Below are 25,745 nucleotides of genomic sequence, written 5' to 3' on the forward strand. Positions count from 1 at the left end.
CCGTCAGGGCCCGTCTGCCACCCGAGCCGTGAAAATCTTACCCGGCGGTTGGATAATGAAGGTATGACTACAACTTCTCAGACTCCCGTTGCCATGACCATTGCAGGTTCCGAGGCCACGGGCGGTGCGGGCGCCTTGGCAGACATCAAGACGTTCCAGGCGCTCGGGGTCTACGGGTGCCTTTCGCTGACGTGCATCGTTTCCTTCGATCCGAAGAACGATTGGGGCCACCGTGTCCTCCCGATCGACCAGCAAACGCTGGCGGACCAGCTCGAGGTCAACACGACCGCGTACGACCTGGACGCGGTCAAAATCGGGATGCTCGGTTCTCCCGACACGATCGAGACCGTGTCCGCGACGTTGCGCCAACAGAGCCCGAAGAACATCGTGCTGGACCCGGTGCTGATCTGCAAGGGTCAGGAACCGGGTGCCGCTCTGGACACGGACAAGGCTCTGACCTCGAAGATTCTTCCGCTGGCGGATTTCGTGACGCCCAATCACTTCGAGTCTCTCTCCCTGTCTGGGATGGACCAGATCGACGACGTCGCCGATCTCGAAGAAGCCGCGCGGCGGATTCACGAGCGGTCGGGGGCGGCGGTGCTGGCCAAGGGCGGGGTCCGCATCGCGGGGCCGGACGCCGTCGACGTCTTCCATGACGGCGAGACCACGGAAATTCTTTCCTCCCCCAAGATCGGTGAGGTCGCTGTGGCCGGGGCGGGTTGCTCTCTGGCCGCCGCCGTCACGGCCGAACTCGCCAAGGGGGCGACGCCGCTCCAGGCAGCCCGCAACGCCAAGGCATTCGTGACCCGAGGTATCGAGGCCCGCATCAGCTCCCATGCACCTTTCGACACGCTGAAGCAGGTCAACGAGGCGTCCTGATGCAAACGAGCCGCCGGCCCGACCGCTCGTCAGAGCGATGGGGTCCGGCGGCTCGTTCCGTTCACAGCGTCCTGTCGTTCAGGACGCTCAGGGTCAGGAGGCCACGGAGCGCAACCTGGCGTCTTCGTCCCTCAGACGATCCGCATAGGCGGCGACCGGGCGGCCGTCGACGTCGAACTGCGCACCGAGACCGAGCTGGATGAACGAGGTCGTGTGCCGGATCCGCTCGTTGCGGACCTCGTCCTCCTCGTTCTTGCCCCGGTCCGCGGCCGAGCTGAGCGAGCCGTGCACCAATTGCGCGAGTTCGGTGATGTCCGACGGCGGCAGGTAGCCCTGGTCGATGCACGCGGTCAGTATCCTCGCGAGCACCGCCTGGAGGTCTCCCACGTGGTCGCCCAGCTTCGCGAAGGCCTCGGGGGAAAGGACGGACCGCATCGCTGGCCCGGGCGGGAGATGCCTGCGGGACATGTCCTCGATCTGCATGCGCACGTAGACGGCGAGCTGGTCCACGGGATTCGTGACGCTGGTCAGCTCCGTGCGGAGATCGTTGATGAATCGCTCGGTCTCGTCCAACGCGTAAGCGACCAGCAGCTCACCCATATCGGCGAAATAGTTGTACACGGCCGTCCGACCGATCCCTGCGTTCTTGGCAACGTGGGTCATGGTCAGCCCGGTCAGGCCGCGGGTATAGAGGAGCTCACCGAAAGACTTCAGGATCGCATTCTGGGTGTTCTCCCGCTGCGCGGCGTTGGAGGGTGCGGAGATACGAGGCATATCGACAGTATAGGCCCGGATGTCACCAAATCACGACCCCGAAGGCAAGGTCACAGTGACCTGCCAGTCGGCACTCAGCTTCCGTCGCCCCCTACTCCCCTGAAGCCCCCGACCCGTCATCCAGATCGAGGATACGCGCGTACATCACGGGCCGGTGCTGCAAGGCGGAACGCAGTGCGCGGTGCACTCCTTCTTCGAGGTACAGCCGCCCTTCCCACTTGACGACGTGCGGAAAGATGTCGTCGTAGAAGGTGGCTTCCTCGCCGAAAAGGGTCGCCAGATCGAGCATGCGTTGCGTCGTCGTCAGCTGGTCCAGCCGAACCTGACACGGGGCGAGCGTCGCCCACTCTCGTCGACCCTTGAACGGATGCTCAGGATACGGCCGAGTCTCGCCCACCGCCTTGAAGATCATGGGTCCATGGTAATAGCCGATAGTGTGCGATGCGTTACTTTTTTGCTCGACCCGCCGAAGTCGCTCCTTGTCGTGCCGGGATTTGCACCCTGCGCGCCATATGCACCCGACGGAATATCCGAGTGGTATCGGCCCCTCACGCTCCGGCGGGAACGCGGAAATTGTAATTACGGACTTGCCTCAGGGCCTTCGTACTCGACGCCTCCTGAAGGCCCTGGGCACAGCAAAGACGCCGCCCGTTCGCCAACTCCAAGGATCGCGAGCGGGCGGCGTCATGCGTCACCACGCAGGGACCGAACCCGATCTCGGGCTCGGGGCCCCAGCTACTTCCGGTTGATCTGCATCATGGAACCGGTCTCAGGGAGAGGGAATTCGCCGGTTCGCGGACGCGCCTCTTCCTCCGACTGCTCGGCTCCCGCAGCACGGTGGCGGGGACCGGAGGTCTCCGACTCCTGCCCTTCCGCGGTCTCCGACGTCTGGGCAACTGAAATCTCCGACTCCTGGGCCTCCGAGGCGGCCCGCTCGGAGGTCGACGGCTCGGTGTCGCCCGCGTCGTCGGCGCCCTCCTCGGAGATCTCACTCGTATGGCCCGAGTCCGCGACGCTGGTGGCCAGCGCCTTTTCGCGGATGAACAGCAGGACCAGCGCGGCGAGGATGCCCAACGGTGCGATCCACAGGAAGATCGGAACCAGAGCGTCGTTGTACGCGCCGATCACGACGTCCTTGATCGGGGCGGGCAGCTTCTCCACGAGGCCGGGGGTCAGCGAATTGGACCCGCCGCTGCCGGTGGCCGCCATCGCCTGAGGCGGCATGCGGTCCTGCAGGAAGTCCTTGAGGCGGGAGGTGAACAGGCCGCCGACCAGGGCGGACCCCATGGTCGCGCCGACCTGGCGGAAGAAGTTGTTCGCCGCCGTCGCCGTTCCGACCATGCTGATCGGGAAGGAGTTCTGGACGATCAGGGTCAGCAGCTGCATCGACATACCCAGACCCAGACCGATGACCGCCAGGCAGATGCAGATGATGTAAGCCGGGGTATCGACCTCCAGGTGGGAGAGGAGGAACAGCCCGAGGGCGAGCAGTACAGAACCCACGACGGTGAAGATCTTGTACCGACCGATCCGGGCCACAACGAATCCGACCGTGATCGACGTGATGAGCAGCATGCCCATCATCGGGATCATGAGCAGTCCCGCCTGGGTCGCGTCGACCCCGAGGACCATCTGCATGTAGGTCGGCATGTAACCGACGGCACCGAACATGCCGATGCCCATGCACAGGTTGGCAATCGTGGCCAGGTTGAAGTTGCGATCCTTGAACAGGGCCAGCGGCATGACCGGTTCGGTCACCTTGGCTTCGATCGGGATGAAGATGGCCACGCAGACGACAACCGCGATCAGCAGGCCAATGATGGTCGGCGAATCCCAGTCGTACTGGTTGCCGCCCCAGGTCATCGCAAGCACGAGGCATGCGGTCGCCGCACCGAGGAAGGCCATGCCGAAGACGTCGATCTTTCGACGTTCGGCGTCGTCTTCCTTGTTGGTGTGGGGAATGAGGAAGATCGCTGCCAAGAGCGCAAGAACGGCGAGCGGAATGTTCATCCAGAAGGCCCAGCGCCAGCCGGGCCCTTCGGTCAGCCAACCGCCGAGCAGCGGACCGGCGACCGAGGAGAACGCGAAGACGCCCATCAGGGCGCCCATGTACTTTCCGCGCTCGCGGGCGGGAATCACGTCCGCGATCACGGACTGGGACAGAATCATGAGTCCGCCACCGCCGAGCCCCTGGAGGCCACGGGCGATGATGAGGGTCGTCATGTCCTGGGCGACGGCGCCCGTCACGGACCCCGCAGCGAAGGCGATGATCGCAAAGATCAACAAGGGCTTGCGACCCCAGAGGTCGCCCAGCTTGCCGTAGGCCGGCATCATGATGGTCGAAACCATGATGAACGCGGTGATGACCCAGCTCATGTGCTCGACGCCGTTCAGCTCACCGACGATGGTCGGCAGCGACGGCGAGAGAACCGTCTGGTTCAGCGAGGACATCAACATGATGATCATCAGGCCGATGAACAGCAGAAGGACATTGGTGTTGGGGGTGGGGCGACCGAATCCGCCCTTCTGGGCCGAGTGAGCAGATGAAATCTCCCCGGTTGCGGGCGAGGCCGGATCGGTCTGCGCCGCTCCGGTGCCGCTCTTGCCACCCCCGACGGCGTGACGCGGTGTGTAGGTGGTGCTCAACGAGGCTCCTTGATCATGGTGGAGAACAGTGTGACGGTGCGATTGATGGATGCGGCAAACTCATCCCGGGAGGCTCGGGCGCCGTAGTCGACGTATCGGAGAACAGCGGTGGCCATCAGGACGATCGCACGAATGCGCTCTTCCTGCTCGGGTTCCGGCTCGCTGTTCTCGTCTTCACGAAGCACGAAACGGCCGGATTCCTGGTACACGGCCCAGTCCATGGCGAGCAGGAAGTCCTTGAGCTCCTGCTCGCACCGAAGCATGTGGATCTTCATGCGTTGCCGCATATGGTCCCGGTCTTCGGTGAGCTCGTTCATGATCCCCTTGATGTCGCTCGCGAACGAGTCGTACAGGACGCTGGCGAGGAGCCGGGCCGCCTGCGCGAGCAGTCCGCCCGACTCGTCCTCCTGGACCTGAGCCAACATGTCTTCGGTCATCTGAGGGGGACGCAGCCCCATGACGGCGTCTTCCTTGGTCGCGAAGTAGTTGAAGAACGTTCGCGGCGAGACACCGGCTTTCTCCGCGATGAGTTCCGCGGTGGTCTGCCTGATTCCGCGTTCCGACGCGAGTTCACGCGCGGCCGCGTGGATCGAGTCCCACGTCCGCGCCCGACGTCGTTCGCGAAGGGATGGTTCTGTGGTTTGCACCCATGCATCTTATGCAGTTCTGCAAAAGATGCACAACTGCACTTTTTGTGGCTTTGGTCTCTAAGGATAGCCTAACTATGTAAATGGGCGCGGTGGGCGATCTTTCGCGCAAGCGGCCGGGGATCGGAGGGGGTTCAGAGGCGAGGGGTGCGGGCCGCGGGGGGGGTCGGAGCGGGGGCGCGTGCCGCGGGCCGGGGGTGCCGCGGGCCGGAGGGGGGCGGGGGCTGAGGTGGCAGTTTCGTGCAGGCCGACGCGCGAGGTGGCAGTTTTGTGCAGCTCGCCCTCGACCGAGGTGGCAGTTTCGTGCAGTCAGGGGCCGAGATGGCAATTTTGTGCCGAAGCACGCACGTGACGGGGCTTATCGCCGTCGTCGTCCCGGACCGAGGTGGCAGTTCTGTGCGGTCGGGCGCTCGAGGTGGCAGTTACGTGCAGGCCGGCGCGCGAGGTGGCAGTTTCGTGCGAGTCGCCCCGCCGAGGTGGCAATTTCGAGCGAACGAGCGCTCGACGTGGCAGTTACGTGCAGGCCGGCGCGCGAGGTGGCAGTTTTGGGACTAAAACCGGCCCAAAACGTCCCAAAATTGCCACCTCGCCGGAAAAACAGCACGAGATTGCCACCTCGCGAAGAGAACGGCACCAAACTGCCACTTCGTGGAATCAGCCGCACAAAACCGCCGCCTCGCCGCCTCGCCACCTCGCGGCGGACAACGGAAGCTGCCGGCCACACCCGCCCAAGACGCGGCGCCACACCCGACCGAGTTATGATGCCGCCCCCGACGAGTCAAGACGAAGCGCCGCACCCGACCGCGTCGCGGCACCACACCCGACCGAGCCAAGACACGGCGCCACTTCCCGAACGATCAGGCCACGGCGTCCTCCTCGACCGGGCGCGCCGGGGTGTCCTCGGTCGATGGCTTGCCGACATACGACCCCTTGTACGCCGCGGCCGGGTGGTGCTCGTCGATCGCAACCTGACCTTCGCCGTAGAGGTTCTCGCGGAAGGTGGATCCCTCGTAGCTCGTCCGGTAGCGGCCGCGCTTCTGGAGCTCGGGGACCACGAACTCGACGAAGTCCTCGAAGGACCCGGGCGAGACGTGGTAGGCGAGATTGATTCCGTCCAGGCCGCCTTCATCGATCCAGCGTTCGAGCTCGTCGGCAACCTTTTCGGGACCACCGATGATGACGTCGCCCATCCCGCCGATCGCGCAGTGCTTCGCAATGTCCTCGCGCGTCCACTCCTTGTCCTTGGACTGGAGGGTGAACGGGGTCAGGAAGGACTGAATGGAATCGGTCTCGATGTAGTTGAGCACTTCGTCCTCGCCGAACTGGGACAGGTCGACACCGGACCAGCCGCCGATGATCGCCTGGGAGGTCTCGGGAGACACGTACTGGAGGTACTCTTCGTACTTGGCCTGGGCCTTTTCGTCGGTCTCGTCGACGATCACGGACAGCATCGCGAAGATCTTGACGTCGTCGCGCTGACGACCGGCCTTCTCGGCCTCGTCACGGATCTTGTCGGTCATGAACCGGGTCAGATCCGGGCGCAGCCCGCCCACGAACACGGCCTCGGCGTGCTTGCCAGCGAAAGCCTGACCGCGCGAGGAGGCTCCCGCCTGGAAGATGACGGGGGTTCGCTGCGGGGACGGCTCGGTGAGTCCCGCTCCGGGGACCGTGAAGTATTTGCCCTCGTGCTGGATCGGGTGGACCTTGGACGGGTCGGCGTAGACGCCGGTTTCGCGGTCCTTGACCACGGCGTCGTCCTCCCACGATCCTTCCCAGAGCTTGTAGCAGACGTCGAGGAACTCGTCGGCGATCTCATAGCGCTTGTCATGCTCGATCTGGCGCGGCAGGCCCTGGTTCTCCGCGGCCGACGGAAGGTAGGACGTGACCACGTTGAAGCCGACGCGCCCCTTGGTCAGGTGGTCGAGCGTCGCGTACTTCCTGGCCAGCGTGTACGGCTGCTCGTAGGTCACGGCACTGGTCACGCCGAAGCCGAGGTTCTCGGTCACCGCGGCCATCGCCGAGATCTGCATGAACGGGTCATTGACCGGAACCTGCGCCCCACCACGGATCGAGGGTGCCGCCGAGTTGCGGTACACGTCGTAGATCCCGACGACGTCGGCCAAGAAGATCCCGTCGAAAAGACCCTTCTCGAGCGTCTTGGCCAAGTCGGTCCAGTACTCGAGGGTGTTGTACTCGGTGGCCCGCGAACGAGGGTGGCGCCACAGATCAAAGCTCTGGTGGCCCACGCACGTCATGTCGAAGGCGTTGATGGCGATGCGCTTCTTGTCCGACATCGGGATTCCTTTCGGTGCCTGGAGGGACTCCATGGTTCTCCGCGTGCCCGAGCCCTGCGCCGACTTCCCGTCTCCCGAGAATCGACGCAACCATTCACGCGGTGGCGCCGGTTCTCGCGCCGTACTTGCATGTCCGCCGGTCGTCGCGCCGACGGTGCCAGATCATCATCTGGGGCACCCCGCTACGGGAGAGGGTTGCCGCCCAACCAGCCAGAGCTTGCGCGTTGGGACTCTTGATCTTTCCTTCCATGAGCGTATGTAACACCTCGGATTCCAGACCATCCTGTGTGCTTGTGTTACTCGGTTTGCACTGTGTTACGGGGCCGCGCGGCACGGCACCGGCTACGTCGGGACAATGCTCCGAACAGACAGTGCCCGAGTCTCTACTCTCCCGTGAAGCGCGGCTTTCGCTTCTCCTGGAACGCCGAGAACCCCTCCGCGTAGTCCGCGGTCGAGCACAGTCGTGCCTGCTCGGCGGATTCGGCCGCCATGGAATCCCAGAGGCCTGCTCGCTCGTCACGCAGCTGACCTACCAGAGCCTTCGAGACCAGGTACGCCTGTGTCGCCCCCTGGGACACCTTCCGGACCCGTTGCATCGTGAAGTCCACCAATTCTTCCGCGGGCACGGAGCGGGAGAAGAGCCCGGCGGTGACCGCCTCGGCCCCGCTCATCATCTCCCCGGTGTAGATCAGGTCGAGGGTCCGGTGCGCCCCGAGCCTCTCGTAGAACAGAGCATGGCCTCCGGAGTCGAGCGTCGCCCCGAGGTTGGCGAACGGCGACCCGATCTTGGCGTCCTCGGCGACGTAGACGACGTCGCTCGCGATCGCCAGACCGAGCCCGACGCCGAGGCACGCGCCGTGCACCGCGGCAAAGGTCGGGGCTGAGAACGCGGCGATCTGGCGAAAGAGGGCCGTGGCCCGATGCCCCAGGTAGCCCTCGACGTCGTCGTGTGCCGGATCCACCGACGAGATGTCCCTGCCCGCGCAGAACCCGCGGCCCTCGCCGCGCAGCACGAGCGCCCGGACCTCGGCGTTCTCTGCCTCCCGATAGGCCTCGGACAGTTCTGCGAGATCCTCGACGTCCAGGGCGTTGAGCTTGCTCGGAGCATTGAGCACGATCTCCGCGATGTCATCGGAAATGGTCAGGTCGATCATGGTCGAGGTCCTTTCAACTGGCCCGAAGCGGCGCACCGCGCACGAGCTATGCGTCATAGTCGACGTCCAGGGCGTCGGAGGTCGGTCGGGTCTGGCACGTCAGGACGTAGCCGGCCTCGATCTCATCCTTCTCCAGGGCGAAGTTTTCTTCCATCGTGAAGTCGCCGCAGAGGACTTTGGCCCTGCAGGTTCCGCACACGCCGCCGGCACACGCGAAGGGCACGTCGGGACGGACACGAAGCGCGGCGTTGAGCACGGTTTCGTTGGCCGACTTGGGTGTTTCGACCTTTCCGGTATTGCCGTCCAGGTTGAAGGTGATCCTGATGTTCTCGCCCTCGGGATCCGCGACCACTTCTCGCCCCTGCTGCCCGGCCGGTTTCTCCGGCTTGCCGGTCGTGAACAGTTCGAAACGGATCCTCTCCTCCGGGACCCCTCGGGCCGCGAGCGCGTCACGGCAGAGCTGCACGAGCTCGAACGGTCCGCACAGGAACCATTCCTGGGTTGCATCGACCGGGATCACCTTGTCCAGGAGTTCGTCCAGCTTGTCGGGGTCGATGCGGCCGGACATGAGGGGCGAGACACGCTGTTCACGGGACAGGACGTGGTGCAGGGCGATCCGTGACGGGTACTTGTCCTTGAGGTCGCCCAGTTCCTCCGCGAACATCACGTCCATCGAGGATTTGTTCGCGTAGACGAGATCGACGCTCGCGGTGGGAGAAGCCTTCATCAGGGACCGGGCGATCGCCATGATGGGCGTGATCCCCGATCCGGCGGCGATGGCCACCACGTGGGCGTTCTTGTCCTCGCGGACCTCGTGCCGGGCCAGTTCGTCCGGGTGGTTCATCGAGGTGACCCGGGTTCTGGAGGTAAAGGCGCCCTGCGGGTTCATGACCTCGAGTTCGTCCCCGACGGCCAGCTCCTCGTTGGCCCACGTGGAGAACAACCCGCCCATGTCCTTCTTGATCGCGACTCGGATCTCTCCGGGGCGCGGCTCTGCGCAGATGGAGTACGAGCGGCGCACTTCCTGGCCGTCGATCTCGGCGCGGAGGGCCACGTACTGTCCGGGGAGGTAGTCGTAGTCCTCGACCAAGTCGTCGGAGACGCCGAAAGAGACTTCGACGGATTCGTTGGTCAGCTTGCGCAGACCGGTGACGGGGAGCTTGTTGAACGTGGCGCGACGTCGCCCGCTCCCCTCGGGCGCGGAGGCTTCGTTCTCGACGTCGGAACGGTGGGTGCTGGTCTGGGTCATGTCAGTGAACCTTGAAGTAGTCGAAGGGCTCGAGGCACTCGTTGCAAACCCAGAGGGCCTTGCACGAGGTGGAACCGAATCGGGTCATCTCGCGCGTTCGGAGGGAACCGCAATGCGGGCATTTGACGGACAGCGTCAGCCTGACCGGGCCGCTGTTGTGTCCAGGAGCGCTCTCACCGGTCGGCGGCGCGATCCCGTATTCGGCCAACTTGGCTTTTCCTGCCTCGCTCATCCAGTCGGTGGTCCACGCGGGTCGCAGAACCTTCTCCACGCGGACGTCTCGGTACCCGGCTGTGGAGACGGTCGCGACCAGGTCGTCGGCCATGGTGTCCATCGCGGGGCACCCCGAATAGGTGGGGGTGATGACGACGACGGCCTGGTCGCCGTCGACGTAGGCGTCCCGAAGAACTCCCAGGTCGGCGAGGGTCAGGACGGGTATCTCCGGGTCGCAGACCGTCGCGGCACGGTCCCACAGGGCGGCGTCGGCGGCATCGTGCGGCCGACGTGATGGGCCCAGGGGCAACTCGCGGGCCAGACCGGCCGAGTCCTTGTCCGGTGCTGTGTGGATGCTCGTGGCTGCCATCGCGATCACCACGTCGCTCCGGGGTGTTGCCTGGCCAGGGACTGCATTTCGGCCAGAATGTACCCGCGGTGCTCCGAGTAGGAACCGTCACGCACTTCGCTGGTGAGCCTGGCCTGGGCCACCTCGGGCACCTCGAGTTCGGCCTCCGCGAGGACCGACCGGATGCCGCGCATCGCCGCTTCCTCAAGGCTCGACGGCCGCACCGCGACGCCGTCCAGACGGTCGATCAGCTCGTCGTCGGTGAACAGTTCCTCGACGTAGGGCCACATGTATTCGAGCCCCGCGGCGATGCGTCGCCGGGATTCCTCGGTGCCGAGCCCCAACCGGAGGATCCACTGCGAAGCGTGGTCCACGTGGTACTCGACTTCCTTGACCGCCTTGTCAGCGATGGCCGCGAGCGTCGGATCGGAGGATTCGGCCAGTGCCTTGTACAGCTCGTACTGATACATCGAGAAGATCAGTTGCCGGGCGATGGTCTGGCCGAAGTCGCCGTTCTCCTGCTCGACGAGCCGGCAGGAACGGAACTCCTCCTCGGGCCGGAAGTAGGCGAGGTCGTCCTCGCTCTTGTTCCAGGCGGTCCCCGCGTAGGTGAGCAGGAACCGGGCGTGCCCGATGAGGTCCAGTGCGATGTTGGACAGCGCAATGTCCTCCTCCAGCTCGGGGGCCCGCGCGATCCACCACCCGAGACGCTGGGAGAGGATCAGGGCGTCGTCGCCGAGCCGCATCGCGTACTGAGCGACGTCCTCGGAGGCCGTGGCCCCGGATTCAGCGATGGATTCGGAGCTGATGGACTCACCCGCGCTGATCTTGGTGGCCGATTCTTGGGATGCGAAGGTACTCACAGGTGCTTCACCCCTTCGGACTTGGTGTAATACGTCGCGTGGCGGTAGGCCTTGCCCTGGGCGGATTCGAAGTAGCCGCCCTTGGAATCGGGGTCGGACGCCGTGATCGCGTCGGCCTCCACGACCCACACGCTGGTTCCCTCGTTGCGCCGCGTGTAGAGATCGCGCGCGTTGCGGACCGCCATGGTCGCGTCGGGGGCGTGCAACGACCCGGCGTGCACGTGGGAGAGGCCGCGCGAGGATCGGACGAAGACCTCCCAGAGAGGCCAGGCCGTCTGCTGATTCTGGTGGGTTTCTTCGGCCATCGTGGTCAGGCTCCGATCAGTTGGGCGGCCGGTCGTTGTGAGCTCGGCGCGGTCTCGGTTTCGTGGTCTTCGTGGTTTGCGGCCTCGGCCGCGCGGGCGGCCTGTCGTTCGGCGTAGGCCGCGGCCGCCTCCCGGACCCAGGCCCCGTTCTCGTGGGCCTCACGACGCCGCTTCATCCGCTGGACGCTGCACGGGCCGCGCCCCTTGATCACGGACATGAATTCGTCCCAGTCCAGCTCGCCGTAGTCGTAGTGCTGACGCTCCTCGTTCCAGACCAGGTCGGGGTCCGGGAGGGTCAGCCCGAGGGCCTCGGCCTGGGGCACGATCATGTCGACGAAGCGCTGGCGCAGTTCGTCGTTGCTGAAACGCTTGATGTTCCAAGCCATGGACTGCTGGGAGTTCGGCGAATCCGCGTCCGGGGGCCCGAACATCTGCAGTGCGGGACCGTAGAAACGGTCGACGGCGTCCTGGGCCATCTTCTTCTGCGCGTCCGTCCCGTGCGAGAGCTCGTACAGGATTTCCCATCCTTGCCGCTGGTGGAAGGATTCCTCCTTGCAGATGCGCACCATGGCTCGACCGTAGGGGCCGTAGGACGCCCGGCAGAGCGGAACCTGGTTGCAGATAGCGGCCCCGTCCACGAGCCAGCCGATGGCGCCCATGTCTGCCCAGGTCCGCGCCGGGTAGTTGAAGATCGAGGAGTACTTGGCGCGTCCGGTGAGCAGCTGATCGTTGAGGACTGGCCGCGGGGTGCCGAGGGTTTCGGCCGAGGAGTAGAGGTACAGGCCGTGGCCCGCCTCGTCCTGCACCTTGGCCATGAGGATCGACTTGCGCTTCAGGCTCGGGGCCCGCGTGATCCAGTTGGCCTCCGGCTGCATGCCGATGATCTCCGAATGGGCGTGCTGGGAGATCTGGCGGGTCAGAGTCTTTCGGTAGGCCTCGGGCATCCAGTCCCGGGGTTCGATGCGGGAGTCATCCGCGATGAGCGCGTCGAAGTGCTCCTGCTCCGGGGCGACGGCGTCGTCGGTGTGGGTCATGACGTCCTCCAATGAAATAAATACCGAACGTTCGTTCAGGATATAGGGGTAGACTGTGGTCGTCAACACAAGAAGGTCCCGGTTGACACAGTGTCAATTTAACGATTCCCTACTGACCATTCGGTCATATATTGTGAGGAGGGCAACATGCCAGATCACCCCATGCTGGCCAACGACCGCACCTCGGAATGGCTGGGCATCCGTGTCCACCGTGCGGAGTACGGTCACGCGGTCATCGGCATGACGCTGCGGGAGGAGATGCTCAACGGATTCGGTATCGCCCACGGCGGCATGGTGTTCTCCCTGGCGGACACGTGTTTCGCCATGGCCTGCAACGACCCCGAGGGGGACGGCAGCACGATCACCGTCGCCCAAGGCGCTCAGATCGATTTCGTCCGTTCCGGGCGTCCGGGTCAAGTCCTGACCGCAGAAGCCAAAGAGGTAGCCCGTACCGGTCGCAGCGGCCTCTACGACGTCACCGTCACCGCCGACGACGACGTCGTCGCCCACTTCCGCGGCCGGAGCCGGACCGTCCCCCAACGCCAGAAAGTGTGAACCCCATGACCACGTGTTCCATCGACAACCCCTACTCCCCCACCGCCTCCGCCGATCCCACGCAGCCCGATCCCGAAGAGCTGATGAGCAGGGACGAGATCGAGGCCCTCCAGGTCGAACGCCTCAAGTGGACTCTGCACAACGCCTACGAGAACGTTCCGGCCTATCGCGAGCTCTACGACGAACACGGCGTGCATCCGAGCCAGTTCCAGGAGCTTTCGGATCTCAGCAAGTTCCCCTACACGGACAAGGAATTCCTCCGGAACGCCTACCCGTTCAAGTCCTTCGCCGTACCGATGAGCGAGATTCGTCGCGTCCACGCGTCGTCCGGAACCACCGGACTGCCGACCGTGGTCGGCTACACCCAGGACGATCTCGACACTTGGGCGAGCCTCGTGGCGCGCTGCTTCCGCTTCTCGGGCGTCGAGCCGGGGCAGAAGATCCACAACGCCTACGGGTACGGCCTCTTCACCGGTGGGCTCGGCGCGCACTACGGCGGTGAGAAGCTCGGGTGCGCGGTCATCCCGATGTCCGGCGGACAGACCGACAAGCAGGTCCAGCTGATCCGCGACTTCGAACCCGACGCGATCCTCGCGACCCCGACGTACTTGTTGGCCATCGCCGACGGGTTCCGGAAGGCAGGGGTGGACCCGAGGGACACTTCCCTCAAGCGCGCGGTGCTCGGCGCCGAGCCGTGGACCGACGAGATGCGTCGGGAGATCGAGCGGACCTTCGACATCACCGCGTGCGACATCTACGGCCTGTCCGAGGTCATGGGCCCGGGCGTGGCCGGCGAGTCCGCCGTGACACGGGACGGTTCCCATATCTGGGAAGACCATTTCCGGCCCGAGATCATCGACCCGTTCGATGATCGCGTGTGCGACCTGGGCGAACCAGGAGAGTTGGTGTTCACGTCCTTGACCAAGCAAGCGCTTCCGATCATTCGGTACCGAACCCATGACCTCACCCGGTTGCTTCCCGGGACGGATCGTCCCGGGCACCGGCGGATGGGCCGCATCACCGGCCGTTCGGACGACATGATCATTCTCCGCGGAGTCAACCTGTTCCCGACGCAGATCGAGGAGCTCGCCCTCAATCTCCCCTCGCTCTCGCCGCACTTCACGCTTGAGATCGACCGCCCGAACAGGATGGACCAGATGACGATCCACATCGAGCGGCGTGAAGACGCAACCCGCGAGGAAGCGATCGAGGACGGGAAGAAGCTGCTGTCGGAGATCAAGACCAAGATCGGTTCGTCGGCGCTCATCGACATCGCCGAACCGGAGACCTTGGCACGGTCCTCGGGCAAGATCCGCCGCGTCTACGACCACAGGAACAAGTAACCTCGAGATGCCTCGTACGGTCCGGGGCGTCACCCGGGCCCGACGGCGCCAGCCGGGCCCGGCGGCGTCGTGCGCCGGACCACGCGGTGCGCGCGGCGCCGTCGGGTAATCTCGTGATGGACCCTGCAGAAAGACGAGACAGAACATGCCCACAGTGCCCGCCACCCAGGACCAGGAAACCGGCACCTCCGCAGCACCGAGCAACGGTGCGCGGCGAGGACGCCCGGGATACGACCGAGAGAAGCTCATCTCGGTCTGCGTCCAGGTCTTCAACGAGTACGGGTACGACACCACCTCGATGGGCATGCTCTCGAACCACCTCGGCATCTCGAAGTCAGCGATCTACCACCACGTGAACTCCAAGGAGGAGATTCTCGAGGAGGCGTTGCTCCGAGCGCTGGACTCACTCGAGAAGGCAATGGACGAGGTGCGAACCCCGGACTCCCGCGGCATCGACCAGCTCGAAGGGGTGATCCGCGGTTCGATCCGGGTACTCGTGGACCAGATGCCCTACGTGACCCTCCTCCTGCGCCTGCGCGGCAACTCACCCGTGGAGATCGCGGCCCTCGAACGGCGACGCCGCATCACCCGCACCGTGGAGGAACTCGTCCGGCAGGCCCAGGACGAAGGAGACCTCCGCGAGGACATCTCAGGAAAGTCCACCCCGCGCCTGGTCCTCGGAATGATCAACTCGATCGTCGACTGGTACCAGCCCGGAGGGTCGGGAACCACCGACCAGCTGGCCGACACCGCGGTGAAGACGGTCCTGGAGGGGTTGCGGGCGTAGCCAACGGGTGAGACGCGTAGCGGTTCTGGCCGAGGTGGCAGCTTTGTGCTTTTTTTGCCACGAAATCCGCTCACAATCGCCACCTCGCGCCGTTTCTCGCACGGGATTGCCACTTCGACGAGCCAGAAGGCCTTGGCCAACAAAATTGATGGACTGCGGAGCTGCTACTACGTGGCGGTTACCCGATGGGGCGGGGGTTCCCGCGGTGGTCGGGGCTGCAACGGGTTGTCTCCGAGCTCCCGCTCGGCCCTCCCAGGTGGCACTCACCCGAATGAGTGGCACTTGCCCGCCGATCCCGGACACGCTACAGCCCTTCACCGACCCCTTCTACGTGGCGTTTAACCGAATCAGTGGCGCTTTCCGTCGTTAGGCGGCGGTTTAGCCGCCGCCTAACGACGGAAAGCGCCACTGATTCAGGCAACCACCACCCAACGCACACCGTGGCCGGGCCACCTCCCCGTGGCCGGGCCACCACACGCTCAACCCGGGTCAGCGCCCGGCGTTCCCGACCCCGACCCGCTACTCCTTCGCGACCAGCGTCAGGACGTCGTAGGTCGCCACGATCTCGTCGTCCTGGTTGGTCAGGCGGGCGTCCCAGGCCACCTCGCCGTAGTCGTCCGTGACGCGCGGGGTGATGCGCTTGGCCGTCAGGGTCACGCGGAACGAGTCGTCGTAGGTGACCGGGGTGATGAATCGCAGATTCTCCAGCCCGTAATTGGCCAGTACCGGCCCCGGGGCCGGCTCCACGAACAGGCCCGCGGCCCACGAGACCAACAGGTAGCCGTGGGCGACCCGTCGGGGGAAGAACGGATTGGCTGCCGCCGCTTCCTCATTGGTGTGGGCGTAGAACGTGTCCCCGGTGGACTCCGCGAATTCGGTGATGTCGTCCAGAGTGACCTTGCGCAGGTCGGAACGGAACTGGTCGCCGATGCGCAGGTCGGCCAGCGACTTCCGGAACGGGTGCGTGCCGGTGCCGTTTTCGACGTCGTCGCGGGTCACCGTCTGCGCCCGGGCGCCCCAGTGCCACACCCCGGTCACGCCGGTCAGCAGATCGGGCGAACCCTGCACGGCCGTGCGCTGCATGTAGTGCTTGATGCCGCGGACGCCGCCCAGTTCCTCGCCACCGCCTGCTCGACCCGGGCCGCCGTGCACCAGCTGGGGCATGGGCGAACCGTGACCGGTCGAGGTCTTGGCGTCGTCGCGGTCCAGGAAGAGAACGCGGCCGTGGTGGGATCCGATCCCGGCCGCGAAGGCCCCGGCCGTCTCAGGGTCGTGCGTGCAAACCGTGGCCACGAGCGAGCCCGCACCCAGAGCCGCGAGCTCAACCGCCTCGTCAACCGACCCCGAATAGCCCACGACCGAGGTCACCGGACCGAAGGCCTCGACGCTGTGGACCTCGGGGGCGCGCGCGTCGTCGAATTCGAGCACGGTCACGGGGAAGAACGCGCCCTCGGACGGAACGGTGTCGAGTGCGTCCAGCCCGCCGACGCGCACGGCGCCTCCGGCGTCGGTCAGTCGCCGTACGGCCTTCACGACCTCTTCCCGCTGGTCAGGAGAGGCCAGGGCACCGACCGTCGTCGTTTTGTCCCGCGGGTCGCCGACGACGCCGCGCTCGGCGATGCGGACCCTGAGCGCTTCCACGACGGGCTGGCGCATCTGGTCGGGCACGATCACGCGACGGATCGCGGTGCACTTCTGTCCCGCCTTGGCACTGATCTCCAGGACCACGGACTTGATGAATGCCGCGAATTCCGGGGAGTCCTCGGTGACATCCGGCCCCATGATGGCGGCGTTGAGGGAGTCGGTTTCGGCGGTGAAGCGCACGCCACCCTCGAGCACGTTGGGGTGCTGGCGCAGGGCCTGTGCGGTCGCGGCCGATCCGGTGAAGGCCACGTGGTCACGCATGTCCAGGTGGTCCAGCAGGTCGCGGGCGGAGCCGGAGATCAGCTGAATCGCTCCATCGGGCAGCAGGCCCGAGTCGACCATGAGCCGCACGCATTTCTCGGTCACGTATGCGGTCGGCGTCGCAGGTTTGACCACGCTCGGCACGCCCGCGATGAACGCTGGAGCGAACTTCTCGAGCATCCCCCACACCGGGAAGTTGAAGGCGTTGATCTGCACCGCGACGCCGGGGAGGCGGGTGTAGATGTGCTCGCCCAGAAAGCTCCCGTCCGCCGACAGCTGTTCGACGTTCCCGTCCACGATCACCCGAGAATTGGGCAACTCGCGGCGGGCCTTGGAGGAAAAGGTGAAGAGGGTTCCGATGCCGCCGTCGGTGTCGATCAAGTGGTCCTTGGCGGTAGCACCGGTCCGGAACGAGACCTCGTAGAGCTCGTCCTTGTGCTCATTGAGATGCAAGGCGAGCTTCTTGATGATGAGCGCGCGCTCGTGAATGGTCAGTTCCCCGAGCGACTTCTGGCCGCGATCCCGCCCGTACCGAACCACATCGGCCGTCGCGAGCCCCTCGGTGCTGACGCGAACCAAGGGTTCGCCGGTCGCCGCGTCGACGACGTCGGCCGCCCGCTCCGGATCGTCGGGCCGCCACCACTGACCCCGGACGTAACTCGGCAGTATCTCGGTGGCCTGGGTGGTTGTAGCCTCATTACGGGTTTGGGTGGTCACGGGTGAATTCACTCCCTGCGATAAAGTAGCCGAACGTTCGGTCAGTAATTATTGTCAGGATAACCCACGTCACAGTCACGCGCCACAAGCCGGCGCGACAAAGAGTCACAAGGAGGTCCCATTGGACGACCACGCGAACAGGGCAGAACACCGGAGCCCGGAGGAACGCGAGCGAGACACCCCGGTGGGTCGCATCGATCCGGGAGAGCTGGATGACAAGCTCGGGATCGAGTTCGAGGAGCAGACCCCCGAGCGCGTGGTGGCCACCATGCCGGTCGCCGGAAATCGCCAGGGCCACGGAATCCTGCATGGCGGAGCGTCCATTGCTCTGGCCGAATCCTGCGGCTCATGGGCCGCGGTCCTGCACGCGGCGCAGTTCGGGAAGATCGCCGTCGGCATCGAGGTCAACGCGACCCATCATTCGTCGGCCTCGGAGGGCACGGTGCGGGCGGTCGCAACCCCCATCAAGCTCGGACGATCCATGACGAGTCACGAAGTCGTCATGACGCACGTGGACAGCGGACGGCGCCTGTGCACCGTGCGGATCAGCAACTACCTCAAACCCGCGCCGGAGGGGTTCTTCGACTGATCGAACCGGGGCCAGGAGCCGACCATGCCGCGCCTGGCCCCAGCCCCTACTGGCCCCAGCCTCTACTCGTACGTGTAGAAGCCTTTGCCCGATTTCTTGCCGAGTTCGCCGCGTTCGACCATGTCGCGCATGAGTTGGGGCGGGCTGAACCTCGGCCCCAACCGAGACTCGAGGTACTCGGCGATATCCAGTCGTACGTCCACGCCCACGATGTCGGTCAGCGCCAGCGGGCCGACGGGGTGCTTGTAGCCCAGGGTCATGGCGTGGTCGATGTCCTCGGGCGCGGCCACGCCTTCCTCGACCATGCGAATGGCTTCCAGGGACAAGGCGATCCCGAGCCGCGAAGAAGCGAAGCCCGGGGCGTCATGCACGGTGACCGGGGTCTTGCCCAGCCCACTGACCCAGTCCTGTGTCAGAGAAGCCAGTTGCTCCGAGGTCTTCTCACCGACCACCACTTCCACGAGCTTGGACGCGGGGACGGGGTTGAAGAAGTGCAGGCCGCAGAAGTGATCGGGTCGTTCGAGTTCCTCGGCCAGACCGTCCACGGACATCGACGAGGTGTTGGTCGCCAGCCACGCGTCCGGGCCCATGTTCGACTCGGCGCGGCGCAGGGACTCGACCTTGAGGTCCCAGACTTCCGGCACGGCCTCGACCACGAGGTCGCGGTCGGCGAATGCGGAGGCATCCGTGGCCACCTCCAGATGGGCGCTCCACTCCCCGACCGCACCCTCGATCTTGCCGCGGTCGATGGACGCACCGAGGTCCTTCTCGATGCGTTCGCGGGCGGCCCGTGCGGCGGCGTCGTCGACCTCGACGACGACCACGTGGGCCCCCGAGATCAAGAACGCGTGGGCGATGCCGGAGCCCATGCGGCCCCCGCCCAACACGCCGACACGTTCGGGGACATTCTGGCTGTTCAGAGCGTTCACTGGGTGCGCTCCTTTCTGCGGTCCAGGAAGGACTGCATGCGATCGAATTTGGCGGGGGACTCGAACAGAACCGCCTGAGCGAGCTCGTCCACGTACGGGTGGGCCTCGCGGGGCGCGTGGAACACGCCCTTGGCGATGCGAACCGCGAGGGGATCCTGCTTGGCGATGCGGTCCGCGAGTCGGTGGGCGGCGTCGAGAAGATCTTGGGGCTCGTGGATTTCGGTGATGAGCCCGGCGTCGAGGGCCTCATGGGCGTCCAGCATACGACCCGCAAACAACAATTCCTTGGCCAGAGGCTCCCCTGCCAGCTCCTTGAGACGCCACATGGCGCCGGCCGCTGCCACGATCCCGAGCCCGGTTTCGGGCTGCCCGACCTTGGTCTGGGGTGTTCCGATGCGGAAGTCCGCCGCCCACGCGAGTTCGGCACCGCCGCCGAGGGCGTATCCGTCCAGCGCCGCGATGACGGGCATGGGGAGGCTTCCCAGCCGGTCGAACAGCCGCGAATTGATCCCGCGCAGGGCGTCGTCACGACGGCGTTCGCGCAGCTGGGCGATGTCGGCGCCGGACGCGAAAACCCCCTTGCCGTTGACCTCCGTCCCGGACAGGATCAGGATCTTGGGTTCAGCCTCGAGGTAGGCGCACACCCTGTGCAGCTCCTCGATCATGGTCGCGTCGATCGCGTTGCGGACTTCGGGCCGGTTGAGGCGGACGTGGAGCCTGTCCTCGCGGCTCTCGATCTCGATTGCGGTGAAGTCTCCGGTCAATTCCATGGTTTACGCCCTTTCGAGAAGCAATGCCGCGCCCTGCCCGACGCCGATGCACATGGTCGCGAGGCCCTTGGACGCGCCTTCGCGCTCCATGCGGCCCAACAGGGTGATCGTGATACGGGACCCGGAGGAGCCGAGGGGGTGTCCCAGGGCGATCGCACCACCGTCGCGATTGACAATGTCAGGGTTCAGTCCGAGGCGGCGGATCGAGGCGAGGGACTGCGTAGCGAAGGCTTCGTTGAGCTCGACCGCCCCCAGATCATCAATGTCCCACCCCGAACGTTCGAGCACTTTCCGACTCGCCGGCACGGGACCGATGCCCATGATCTCCGGTGGGACACCGGCGGATGCACCGTCCACCACGCGTGCGCGCGCCGTGAGGCCGTATTTCTCGACAGCCTTCTCGCTGGCCACGATGATGGCCGACGCGCCGTCGTTGAGCGCGGACGAGTTGCCCGCGGTGACCACGGATCCCCCACCGACCACGGGCCTGAGCTTGCCCAGGGCCTCGGCGGTCGTGCCGGGGCGGGGGCCTTCGTCCGTATCGACCACGGTGATCTCGCCCTTCCGGCCGGCAACCTCGACCGGGACGATTTCGTCCGCGAATCTCCCGGCCTCGATGGCGGCCGCCGCGTTCTCCTGCGAGCGCACCGCGAATTCATCGGCCTCTGCGCGAGTGATTCCGTCGGTGCGGGCCACTTCTTCCGCGGTCTCGGGCATCGAATAGGTGGCTTTGCCGTCGCGGGACAGGGGGCCGTCCAGGAACTTGGGATTCACGAAACGCCACCCGATCGAGGTGTCGAAGACCTCCCCGGGCTTGGCGAAGGGACGGGTGGGCTTTTCCATGACCCAGGGTGCGCGGGACATCGATTCCACGCCGCCGGCGACGACGATGTCCGCGGCCCCCGATTTGATCATTTGCGACGCCGTGGTGATGGCCGACATTCCGGAGGCACACAGGCGATTGACAGTCGTCCCTGGCACGGTGTCCGGGTACCCCGCGAGCAACCAGGCCAAGCGTGCGACGTTGCGGTTCTCTTCGCCGGCACCGTTCGCATTTCCCAGAATGACCTCGTCGACGTCGGCGGGGTCGATGCCTGCCTCTTCCACGACGCTCTTGATGCAGAGTGCCGCAAGGTCGTCGGGCCGGACCGAGGACAGGGCACCCCCATACCGCCCGACCGGGGTGCGGGCTCCGCCGACGAGAAAGGCTGCTGGCATTTCGGGCATGGAAGCTCCTGTTCAGGCGTTCGGTTTCAACTGTTCGGCCTGCGGGGAATTACCGACCGTTCGTTCACTAATATGGCACCTGGTGTGATGTGCGTCAATTCTGGCAGCGCACGGGCCGCACGGGATCGCGAGAAGACTGGCGCAGCCACGTCCGATTCCGGCTCTAATGATCATATTTGGATGATTTCCGTCCAAATTAGCCGTTTATGGCTAGATTGAGAGCATGAGACTCCTTCGCTTCACGGTGTCCAACCACCGGAGCATCCATACCGAGCACACACTCGACCTCGCCCCCGCCCTGGGCAACCGTTCCACGCCGCCCCCGGGGAAAACTTGGGACGACGTCGCCCTCTCCTCGGCCGCTATCCTTGGCCCGAACGCCTCGGGCAAGAGCAATCTTTTGGATGCCCTCAGCTATGTTCGGGCCGCGATATCGCTTTCGGCGACTCGCTGGCAGGACCGCTCCGAGAACCCGAGCGTCCCGCATTACCCGTATACCCTGATCGCTCGCAAAGACCGTGGCCCCTCGAGGTACGAACTCGATGTCGAGCACGAAGGCACCCGGTACCATTACGGATTCCTCGTGGATTCCTCCGGGTTCACCGACGAATGGCTGAGCCGGGTGCCCAACCGCAGATGGTCACCGTGCTTCTCCCGCACCCGGGAGGACGGAAAAACCGACATCGAGTGGAACAGCGCTTTCATCTCCAAGTCCGCGCGAGCCGGCCTTGGAAATGTCGCCCCCAGGGAACTGGTGCTCTCGGCTGCCCTGCGGTCCGAGGTGTCTCCCCTGGCGGAACTGGCCGAGGCTGTCCTGGGCTACTTCGACACGATCGACTACGGCGACGTCGAAACGGACCATCGAATCTATCGCCTGGTCCGGTCCATCAAGAAGGGGGATTTCCAACTCGATGAGCTCTCTCGCCTACTCAAGGTGGCCGACCTGGGAATCACCAAGATCACGGTGGACGAGAAGAAGATCCCCAGCGATGTGCTCGCCAAGTGGAGCAGGATCCAGGAGATTCTGGAGGGGCGGGACGATCCGAGAGGCGCAGCCGAGGGCAACGGCTCAACACGTCCTACCGAGGACGCCGGCCTGACCGAGGACGAAGCAGAGGATCTGGCCTACAACCTGGTATTCCACCACCAGGGTTCCGAAGAGGAGAGCTTCGCCCTCTCCCTCAAGGATGAATCGGACGGCACACGCACCTGGCTGTCGGTCGCTCCCGCGATCATCACCACCCTGAGACGAGGGGGCGTACTCCTCGCGGACGAGATCGATACGAGCCTCCATCAGAACATGGTTGAGCTGATCATCAAGACCTTCACCGATCCCGACATCAATGTCCGGGGAGCCCAGCTGATCTTTACCAGCCACAACACCAACATTCTCGAACACATGGGAGAACTGGGTCTTACTGAGAAGCACATCTGGTTCACGGAGAAGAACGGACTCGGAGAGAGCTCGTACTTCAGTCTGAGCGACTACCCCAAATCCAAGGACGCCAATCACGAACGTCGCTACCTGGCGGGACGGTACGGGGCTATCCCCATGCTCGCCCCCAGCGTCCTGCGCGGAATCGTCGGTCCCGACGAGGACGGTCAGAATGAGTAGAACCAGAAGACAGGTTCGCAAGCCCCCTTCGACATCTCGACAGAAGCGCTCCGACCGGCTCCATCGCATCCTCGTGGTCTCAGACGGAGCGCTCACCGAACCGGAATATTTCGAGCTGCTGAACCGCCATATCCAGCACACTCTTCCACCCCACGCCGACAAGATTCAGATCAAGGTCGATCCCAAGACCAAGGACGGCAAAGCACGACGAAAAGCGAAGAACAACCCGATGGACGTCGTCGACCGATGCATCCTGCTCAGAGATGATGATGCGCGGAAGAACAACACGAAAGACATCCCGAAGTATGCAGCGGTCTTCGCCGTCGTCGACGTGGACCAGTGGGACGACGTCCGGCGAGGTTCGGGGAATACCTCTCTGCTGGCCAAGGCATTGAGCAAGGCCAAAGATCATGGCATACACGTACTGGTGTCCAACCCGCAGTTCGAAACGTGGCTCGTCCTGCACACCGAGTGCACCCCTGCGGGGGACCAACAGGGGTTGGATCGGCAATGCAGAGAGCGCTCGCTGCTCAAGGGAAAGAATATTCACGACGATTTCCCCATTGATCAGTACAAGCGTGCCGCGGAAAGGGCCAAGGAGCACCACCCCGTCGGAGTCAACCAGATCGGCCCCAAGGGGTCCACCGGCTTGTTCCATCTCGTCGACACCATCAGCAAGTGGACCTGCCTGGACCGGTAGCCCGCACTCTCCTTCGCCCTGCCCTGATGACGCACTTTGACGCGTGCCGTTTCATCTCTCGAAACAGTCCGGGCCGAGTTGGAGCGGCCCCGGAGGGCACGCTTAATCTGGAGTGGGAAACCATCCAGAGCGACCGAGAGACCTGGCTCGACGACGTCGCAGCAACCTTCTCCCCCCGCAATGGCCCGCATATTCCACAGGGCCCGGGGAGAATACGGTGCTAACGCCAGGGTTCGATGGAGTGATTGATTGTGAGTTCGGCCCGCGCCCCGAAGGACACCCGTGCCTTGGAGGCCGAGGCCGCGTCGGTCCGATTCCACGATGTCGGGAAGTCTTTCGGCACCTCGTCCCGTGGCGGGACGCGTACTCAGGTCCTTCGCGACGTGAGTTTCACGGTGCAACCGGGTGAGATCGTCGCCGTCGTCGGGCCGTCCGGGTGCGGCAAGTCCACTCTCCTGCGCGCGACGGCGGGGCTGGACACCGCAACCGAGGGCTCCGTCACGATCGATGGCAGCCCGGTTCGGGACATTGATCCTCGGTGCGCCGTCGGATTCCAGGAGCCCCGCCTGCTGCCCTGGCGTTCGATCACGGACAATGTCGCCCTCGGCCTGCCAAGAAAGACCCCCGCGTCCCGCGGCCGGAAACGTGTTACGGAACTGATCGAGCTCGTCGGTCTGACCCCGCACGCGAACCACCGGCCGGGCGAGGTCTCCGGCGGCATGGCCCAGCGCGCGGCCCTGGCCAGGGCCCTGGCCCGGAATCCGCAGGTGCTCCTGCTCGACGAACCCTTCGGCGCGCTCGACGCCCTGACCCGGCTCAAGATGCAGGATCTGCTCCTCGATCTGCATCGGCAGGACCCCACCACGGTTCTGCTCGTGACGCACGACGTCGACGAGGCGCTGTACCTCTCCGACCATGTCATCGTCCTGGGACGCCCGGCCCCAGGTGAGCCGGCGGGAATCGTGGAGAACATCGAGGTCGACCTCCCTCGACCCCGTTCTCGCGAGGACTCGGATCTGACGCGAATGCGCGGACACCTTCTGGGGCTGCTCGGCGTCGACACCACGGCGCACTAGCCCCACGACGTCGAGCCCGTGAACCACCCATGCCCAGCAAGGACCCGATCCCGATGACCACCTTTTCCCGTCGCGACGCCCTCAAAGGCGTCGGCCTCGGCGCCGTCGCCCTGACCTTGTCCGGATGCATGTCCGGCGAAGGAGCCGGCCGTGGCGTCATCAACGCGGATGCTTCCGGAAGCATCACCCTGGACTACGCGACGTACAACCCCTTGTCGCTGATCATGCGCAAGAAGAAGTGGCTCGAAACCGCCGCCGAAGGAATCGGGCAGTCCGTCTCCTGGTTGAAATCTGCCGGTTCCAACAAGGCCAACCAGAGCCTGATCGGTGCCGCGATCGACGTCGGTTCGACCGCGGGTTCGGCCGCCCTTCTGGCACGTGCCAACGGTGCGCCGATCACGACGATCGGCCTGTTCTCCCAGCCCGAGTGGTCGGCCCTGGCCAGGACCCCGGACTCTCCCATTCGCGGCGTCGAGGATCTCGCCGGTCGCAGTATTGCGGCGACCCTCGGCACGGACCCCTACTTCCTCCTGATCCAGGCCCTCGATGAGGCCGGGCTGTCGGCCGACGATGTGACCATCGTGAATCTCCAGCACGCCGACGGACGATCCGCGTTGGACACGCACCAGGTCGACGCCTGGGCGGGGCTGGACCCCATCATGGCGACGGCCCAGGAGGAAGGCGGCGACGAGTTGTTCTACCGGAATCTCGACTTCAACACCTGGGGATTCCTCAATGCCCGTGAGGAATTCCTCGACCAGAACCCGGAAGGAGCCCAACTCGTCATCGACGTGTACGCCTTCGCGCGCGAATGGGCCATCAGCCACCGGGAAGAAGCCATCGCGGTGTTCGCCGAGGAGGCTGGCATTTCGGACGACGTCGCCCGCACGGTCTGGGACCGCACCCACCTGGATATCGACCCGGTACCGGGCGACAACCAGCTCCGGGTGCTGCGCAATATCGCCCCGATCCTGGTCGATTCGGGGGACGTGTCGGAGCGAAAGGATGCGGACGACGCCGTCGAGAACATCATCGAGAAGAAGTATGCCCGAGCCGCCGATGCATCCGCGGCCGCCCGGCGGATCAAGGGGAAATAGAGCGTGACAAGCTTTCCGAAGAACCGTT

At 65.1% G+C, this 25,745-nt stretch carries 24 protein-coding genes and 2 riboswitches; of the genes, 9 read left to right on the plus strand and 15 right to left on the minus strand.

The annotated features are described in order from the left end of the window. Positions 1 to 63: 63 nt before the first annotated feature. A complete protein-coding gene (locus ACTSLZ_RS00150) occupies positions 64 to 879 on the plus strand; it encodes a hydroxymethylpyrimidine/phosphomethylpyrimidine kinase (protein WP_129316219.1) in 816 nt (271 codons plus the stop codon). Positions 880 to 972: 93 nt separating this feature from the next. On the opposite strand, the gene ACTSLZ_RS00155 is transcribed toward ACTSLZ_RS00150, so the two are convergent. The 11 genes from ACTSLZ_RS00155 to paaA form a co-directional block, all read right to left on the minus strand. After that, positions 973 to 1,653: a TetR/AcrR family transcriptional regulator gene (locus ACTSLZ_RS00155; protein ID WP_443095305.1), complete on the minus strand. Its 681-nt coding sequence runs from the start codon at positions 1,651 to 1,653 to the stop codon at positions 973 to 975. 91 nt (positions 1,654 to 1,744) lie between these two features. Beyond that, complete coding sequence (locus ACTSLZ_RS00160; RefSeq protein ID WP_178979320.1) at positions 1,745 to 2,065, minus strand: type II toxin-antitoxin system VapB family antitoxin; 321 nt, start codon at positions 2,063 to 2,065, stop codon at positions 1,745 to 1,747. Between the two features lie 323 nt (positions 2,066 to 2,388). After that, positions 2,389 to 4,203: an MDR family MFS transporter gene (locus tag ACTSLZ_RS00165; RefSeq protein ID WP_443096068.1), complete on the minus strand. Its 1,815-nt coding sequence runs from the start codon at positions 4,201 to 4,203 to the stop codon at positions 2,389 to 2,391. A gap of 92 nt (positions 4,204 to 4,295) precedes the next feature. Then, the gene (locus ACTSLZ_RS00170) at positions 4,296 to 4,946 is read right to left on the minus strand and encodes a helix-turn-helix domain-containing protein (protein WP_178979319.1); all 651 of its coding nucleotides are present in this window, start codon (positions 4,944 to 4,946) and stop codon (positions 4,296 to 4,298) included. A gap of 857 nt (positions 4,947 to 5,803) precedes the next feature. Continuing rightward, positions 5,804 to 7,240 carry an LLM class flavin-dependent oxidoreductase gene (locus ACTSLZ_RS00175; RefSeq protein ID WP_443095306.1) on the minus strand — a complete coding sequence of 479 codons (1,437 nt, stop codon included), beginning with the start codon at positions 7,238 to 7,240 and terminating at the stop codon, positions 5,804 to 5,806. Positions 7,241 to 7,356: 116 nt separating this feature from the next. Beyond that, a riboswitch (SAM riboswitch) is annotated at positions 7,357 to 7,479 on the minus strand. A 144-nt stretch (positions 7,480 to 7,623) separates the two neighbouring features. Next, positions 7,624 to 8,394, minus strand: coding sequence for an enoyl-CoA hydratase/isomerase family protein (locus ACTSLZ_RS00180; protein WP_443095307.1), 771 nt, complete (start codon positions 8,392 to 8,394; stop codon positions 7,624 to 7,626). 46 nt (positions 8,395 to 8,440) lie between these two features. After that, positions 8,441 to 9,643 (minus strand): 1,2-phenylacetyl-CoA epoxidase subunit PaaE, encoded by a 1,203-nt coding sequence (paaE, locus tag ACTSLZ_RS00185; protein WP_443095308.1) that lies wholly within the window; start codon positions 9,641 to 9,643, stop codon positions 8,441 to 8,443. 1 nt (position 9,644) lies between these two features. Next, positions 9,645 to 10,226 carry a 1,2-phenylacetyl-CoA epoxidase subunit PaaD gene (gene paaD / locus ACTSLZ_RS00190; RefSeq protein ID WP_178979316.1) on the minus strand — a complete coding sequence of 194 codons (582 nt, stop codon included), beginning with the start codon at positions 10,224 to 10,226 and terminating at the stop codon, positions 9,645 to 9,647. A gap of 5 nt (positions 10,227 to 10,231) precedes the next feature. Next, positions 10,232 to 11,068 carry a 1,2-phenylacetyl-CoA epoxidase subunit PaaC gene (paaC, locus tag ACTSLZ_RS00195; protein ID WP_129315216.1) on the minus strand — a complete coding sequence of 279 codons (837 nt, stop codon included), beginning with the start codon at positions 11,066 to 11,068 and terminating at the stop codon, positions 10,232 to 10,234. Beyond that, on the minus strand, positions 11,065 to 11,373 hold the full coding sequence (paaB, locus tag ACTSLZ_RS00200; RefSeq protein ID WP_129315217.1) for a 1,2-phenylacetyl-CoA epoxidase subunit PaaB: 309 nt from the start codon (positions 11,371 to 11,373) through the stop codon (positions 11,065 to 11,067). Before paaB ends, paaC begins: the two co-directional genes overlap by 4 nt. Before the next feature lie 5 nt (positions 11,374 to 11,378). Beyond that, positions 11,379 to 12,407 carry a 1,2-phenylacetyl-CoA epoxidase subunit PaaA gene (gene paaA, locus ACTSLZ_RS00205; RefSeq protein WP_129315218.1) on the minus strand — a complete coding sequence of 343 codons (1,029 nt, stop codon included), beginning with the start codon at positions 12,405 to 12,407 and terminating at the stop codon, positions 11,379 to 11,381. Between the two features lie 147 nt (positions 12,408 to 12,554). On the opposite strand from paaA, the gene paaI reads away from it, so the two are divergent. From paaI to ACTSLZ_RS00220, 3 genes are all read left to right on the plus strand, one after another. Beyond that, complete coding sequence (gene paaI, locus ACTSLZ_RS00210) at positions 12,555 to 12,962, plus strand: hydroxyphenylacetyl-CoA thioesterase PaaI (protein WP_443095309.1); 408 nt, start codon at positions 12,555 to 12,557, stop codon at positions 12,960 to 12,962. A 5-nt stretch (positions 12,963 to 12,967) separates the two neighbouring features. After that, a complete protein-coding gene (locus ACTSLZ_RS00215; RefSeq protein ID WP_156265502.1) occupies positions 12,968 to 14,305 on the plus strand; it encodes a phenylacetate--CoA ligase family protein in 1,338 nt (445 codons plus the stop codon). Between the two features lie 145 nt (positions 14,306 to 14,450). Further along, on the plus strand, positions 14,451 to 15,092 hold the full coding sequence (locus ACTSLZ_RS00220; protein WP_443095310.1) for a TetR/AcrR family transcriptional regulator: 642 nt from the start codon (positions 14,451 to 14,453) through the stop codon (positions 15,090 to 15,092). A gap of 519 nt (positions 15,093 to 15,611) precedes the next feature. Here ACTSLZ_RS00220 and paaZ read toward each other — a convergent pair. Next, positions 15,612 to 17,714, minus strand: coding sequence for a phenylacetic acid degradation bifunctional protein PaaZ (paaZ, locus tag ACTSLZ_RS00225; protein ID WP_443095311.1), 2,103 nt, complete (start codon positions 17,712 to 17,714; stop codon positions 15,612 to 15,614). A 121-nt stretch (positions 17,715 to 17,835) separates the two neighbouring features. On the opposite strand from paaZ, the gene ACTSLZ_RS00230 reads away from it, so the two are divergent. After that, complete coding sequence (locus tag ACTSLZ_RS00230) at positions 17,836 to 18,303, plus strand: PaaI family thioesterase (protein ID WP_129315223.1); 468 nt, start codon at positions 17,836 to 17,838, stop codon at positions 18,301 to 18,303. A gap of 62 nt (positions 18,304 to 18,365) precedes the next feature. Here ACTSLZ_RS00230 and ACTSLZ_RS00235 read toward each other — a convergent pair whose 3' ends face one another. Genes ACTSLZ_RS00235 through ACTSLZ_RS00245 form a run of 3 tightly spaced genes read right to left on the minus strand, consistent with a single transcriptional unit; the run spans position 18,366 to position 21,229 of the window. Beyond that, positions 18,366 to 19,223 carry a 3-hydroxyacyl-CoA dehydrogenase family protein gene (locus ACTSLZ_RS00235; RefSeq protein WP_156265514.1) on the minus strand — a complete coding sequence of 286 codons (858 nt, stop codon included), beginning with the start codon at positions 19,221 to 19,223 and terminating at the stop codon, positions 18,366 to 18,368. Between the two features lie 5 nt (positions 19,224 to 19,228). Further along, positions 19,229 to 20,002, minus strand: a complete 774-nt coding sequence (locus ACTSLZ_RS00240; protein ID WP_443095312.1) for an enoyl-CoA hydratase/isomerase family protein — start codon at positions 20,000 to 20,002, stop codon at positions 19,229 to 19,231. Positions 20,003 to 20,005: 3 nt separating this feature from the next. Then, positions 20,006 to 21,229 carry a thiolase family protein gene (locus tag ACTSLZ_RS00245; RefSeq protein WP_443095313.1) on the minus strand — a complete coding sequence of 408 codons (1,224 nt, stop codon included), beginning with the start codon at positions 21,227 to 21,229 and terminating at the stop codon, positions 20,006 to 20,008. A 223-nt stretch (positions 21,230 to 21,452) separates the two neighbouring features. Here ACTSLZ_RS00245 and ACTSLZ_RS00250 point away from each other — a divergent pair, with 223 nt between their 5' ends. The 4 genes from ACTSLZ_RS00250 (at position 21,453) to ACTSLZ_RS00265 (ending at position 25,717) form a co-directional block, all read left to right on the plus strand. Further along, positions 21,453 to 22,844, plus strand: coding sequence for an AAA family ATPase (locus ACTSLZ_RS00250; protein ID WP_443095314.1), 1,392 nt, complete (start codon positions 21,453 to 21,455; stop codon positions 22,842 to 22,844). After that, positions 22,837 to 23,544 (plus strand): RloB family protein, encoded by a 708-nt coding sequence (locus ACTSLZ_RS00255; RefSeq protein WP_443095315.1) that lies wholly within the window; start codon positions 22,837 to 22,839, stop codon positions 23,542 to 23,544. Before ACTSLZ_RS00250 ends, ACTSLZ_RS00255 begins: the two co-directional genes overlap by 8 nt. Positions 23,545 to 23,661: 117 nt before the next feature. Beyond that, positions 23,662 to 23,787, plus strand: a riboswitch (SAM riboswitch). Positions 23,788 to 23,795: 8 nt separating this feature from the next. Beyond that, on the plus strand, positions 23,796 to 24,620 hold the full coding sequence (locus tag ACTSLZ_RS00260; RefSeq protein WP_443095316.1) for an ABC transporter ATP-binding protein: 825 nt from the start codon (positions 23,796 to 23,798) through the stop codon (positions 24,618 to 24,620). 53 nt (positions 24,621 to 24,673) lie between these two features. Then, positions 24,674 to 25,717 carry an aliphatic sulfonate ABC transporter substrate-binding protein gene (locus ACTSLZ_RS00265; RefSeq protein ID WP_443095317.1) on the plus strand — a complete coding sequence of 348 codons (1,044 nt, stop codon included), beginning with the start codon at positions 24,674 to 24,676 and terminating at the stop codon, positions 25,715 to 25,717. Positions 25,718 to 25,745: the final 28 nt, after the last annotated feature.

This window comes from Rothia koreensis (assembly GCF_052232265.1).
Taxonomy (GTDB): domain Bacteria; phylum Actinomycetota; class Actinomycetes; order Actinomycetales; family Micrococcaceae; genus Rothia; species Rothia koreensis.

Coding starts and splice junctions, on each gene's coding strand:
- ACTSLZ_RS00150 (WP_129316219.1), top strand. CDS start 64: ATGACTACAACTTCTCAGACTCCCGTTGCCATGACCATTGCAGGTTCC.
- ACTSLZ_RS00155 (WP_443095305.1), bottom strand. CDS start 1,653: ATGCCTCGTATCTCCGCACCCTCCAACGCCGCGCAGCGGGAGAACACC.
- ACTSLZ_RS00160 (WP_178979320.1), bottom strand. CDS start 2,065: ATGATCTTCAAGGCGGTGGGCGAGACTCGGCCGTATCCTGAGCATCCG.
- ACTSLZ_RS00175 (WP_443095306.1), bottom strand. CDS start 7,240: ATGTCGGACAAGAAGCGCATCGCCATCAACGCCTTCGACATGACGTGC.
- ACTSLZ_RS00180 (WP_443095307.1), bottom strand. CDS start 8,394: ATGATCGACCTGACCATTTCCGATGACATCGCGGAGATCGTGCTCAAT.
- paaE (WP_443095308.1), bottom strand. CDS start 9,643: ATGACCCAGACCAGCACCCACCGTTCCGACGTCGAGAACGAAGCCTCC.
- paaD (WP_178979316.1), bottom strand. CDS start 10,226: ATGGCAGCCACGAGCATCCACACAGCACCGGACAAGGACTCGGCCGGT.
- paaB (WP_129315217.1), bottom strand. CDS start 11,373: ATGGCCGAAGAAACCCACCAGAATCAGCAGACGGCCTGGCCTCTCTGG.
- paaA (WP_129315218.1), bottom strand. CDS start 12,407: ATGACCCACACCGACGACGCCGTCGCCCCGGAGCAGGAGCACTTCGAC.
- paaI (WP_443095309.1), top strand. CDS start 12,555: ATGCCAGATCACCCCATGCTGGCCAACGACCGCACCTCGGAATGGCTG.
- ACTSLZ_RS00215 (WP_156265502.1), top strand. CDS start 12,968: ATGACCACGTGTTCCATCGACAACCCCTACTCCCCCACCGCCTCCGCC.
- ACTSLZ_RS00220 (WP_443095310.1), top strand. CDS start 14,451: ATGCCCACAGTGCCCGCCACCCAGGACCAGGAAACCGGCACCTCCGCA.
- ACTSLZ_RS00240 (WP_443095312.1), bottom strand. CDS start 20,002: ATGGAATTGACCGGAGACTTCACCGCAATCGAGATCGAGAGCCGCGAG.
- ACTSLZ_RS00245 (WP_443095313.1), bottom strand. CDS start 21,229: ATGCCCGAAATGCCAGCAGCCTTTCTCGTCGGCGGAGCCCGCACCCCG.
- ACTSLZ_RS00250 (WP_443095314.1), top strand. CDS start 21,453: ATGAGACTCCTTCGCTTCACGGTGTCCAACCACCGGAGCATCCATACC.
- ACTSLZ_RS00255 (WP_443095315.1), top strand. CDS start 22,837: ATGAGTAGAACCAGAAGACAGGTTCGCAAGCCCCCTTCGACATCTCGA.
- ACTSLZ_RS00265 (WP_443095317.1), top strand. CDS start 24,674: ATGACCACCTTTTCCCGTCGCGACGCCCTCAAAGGCGTCGGCCTCGGC.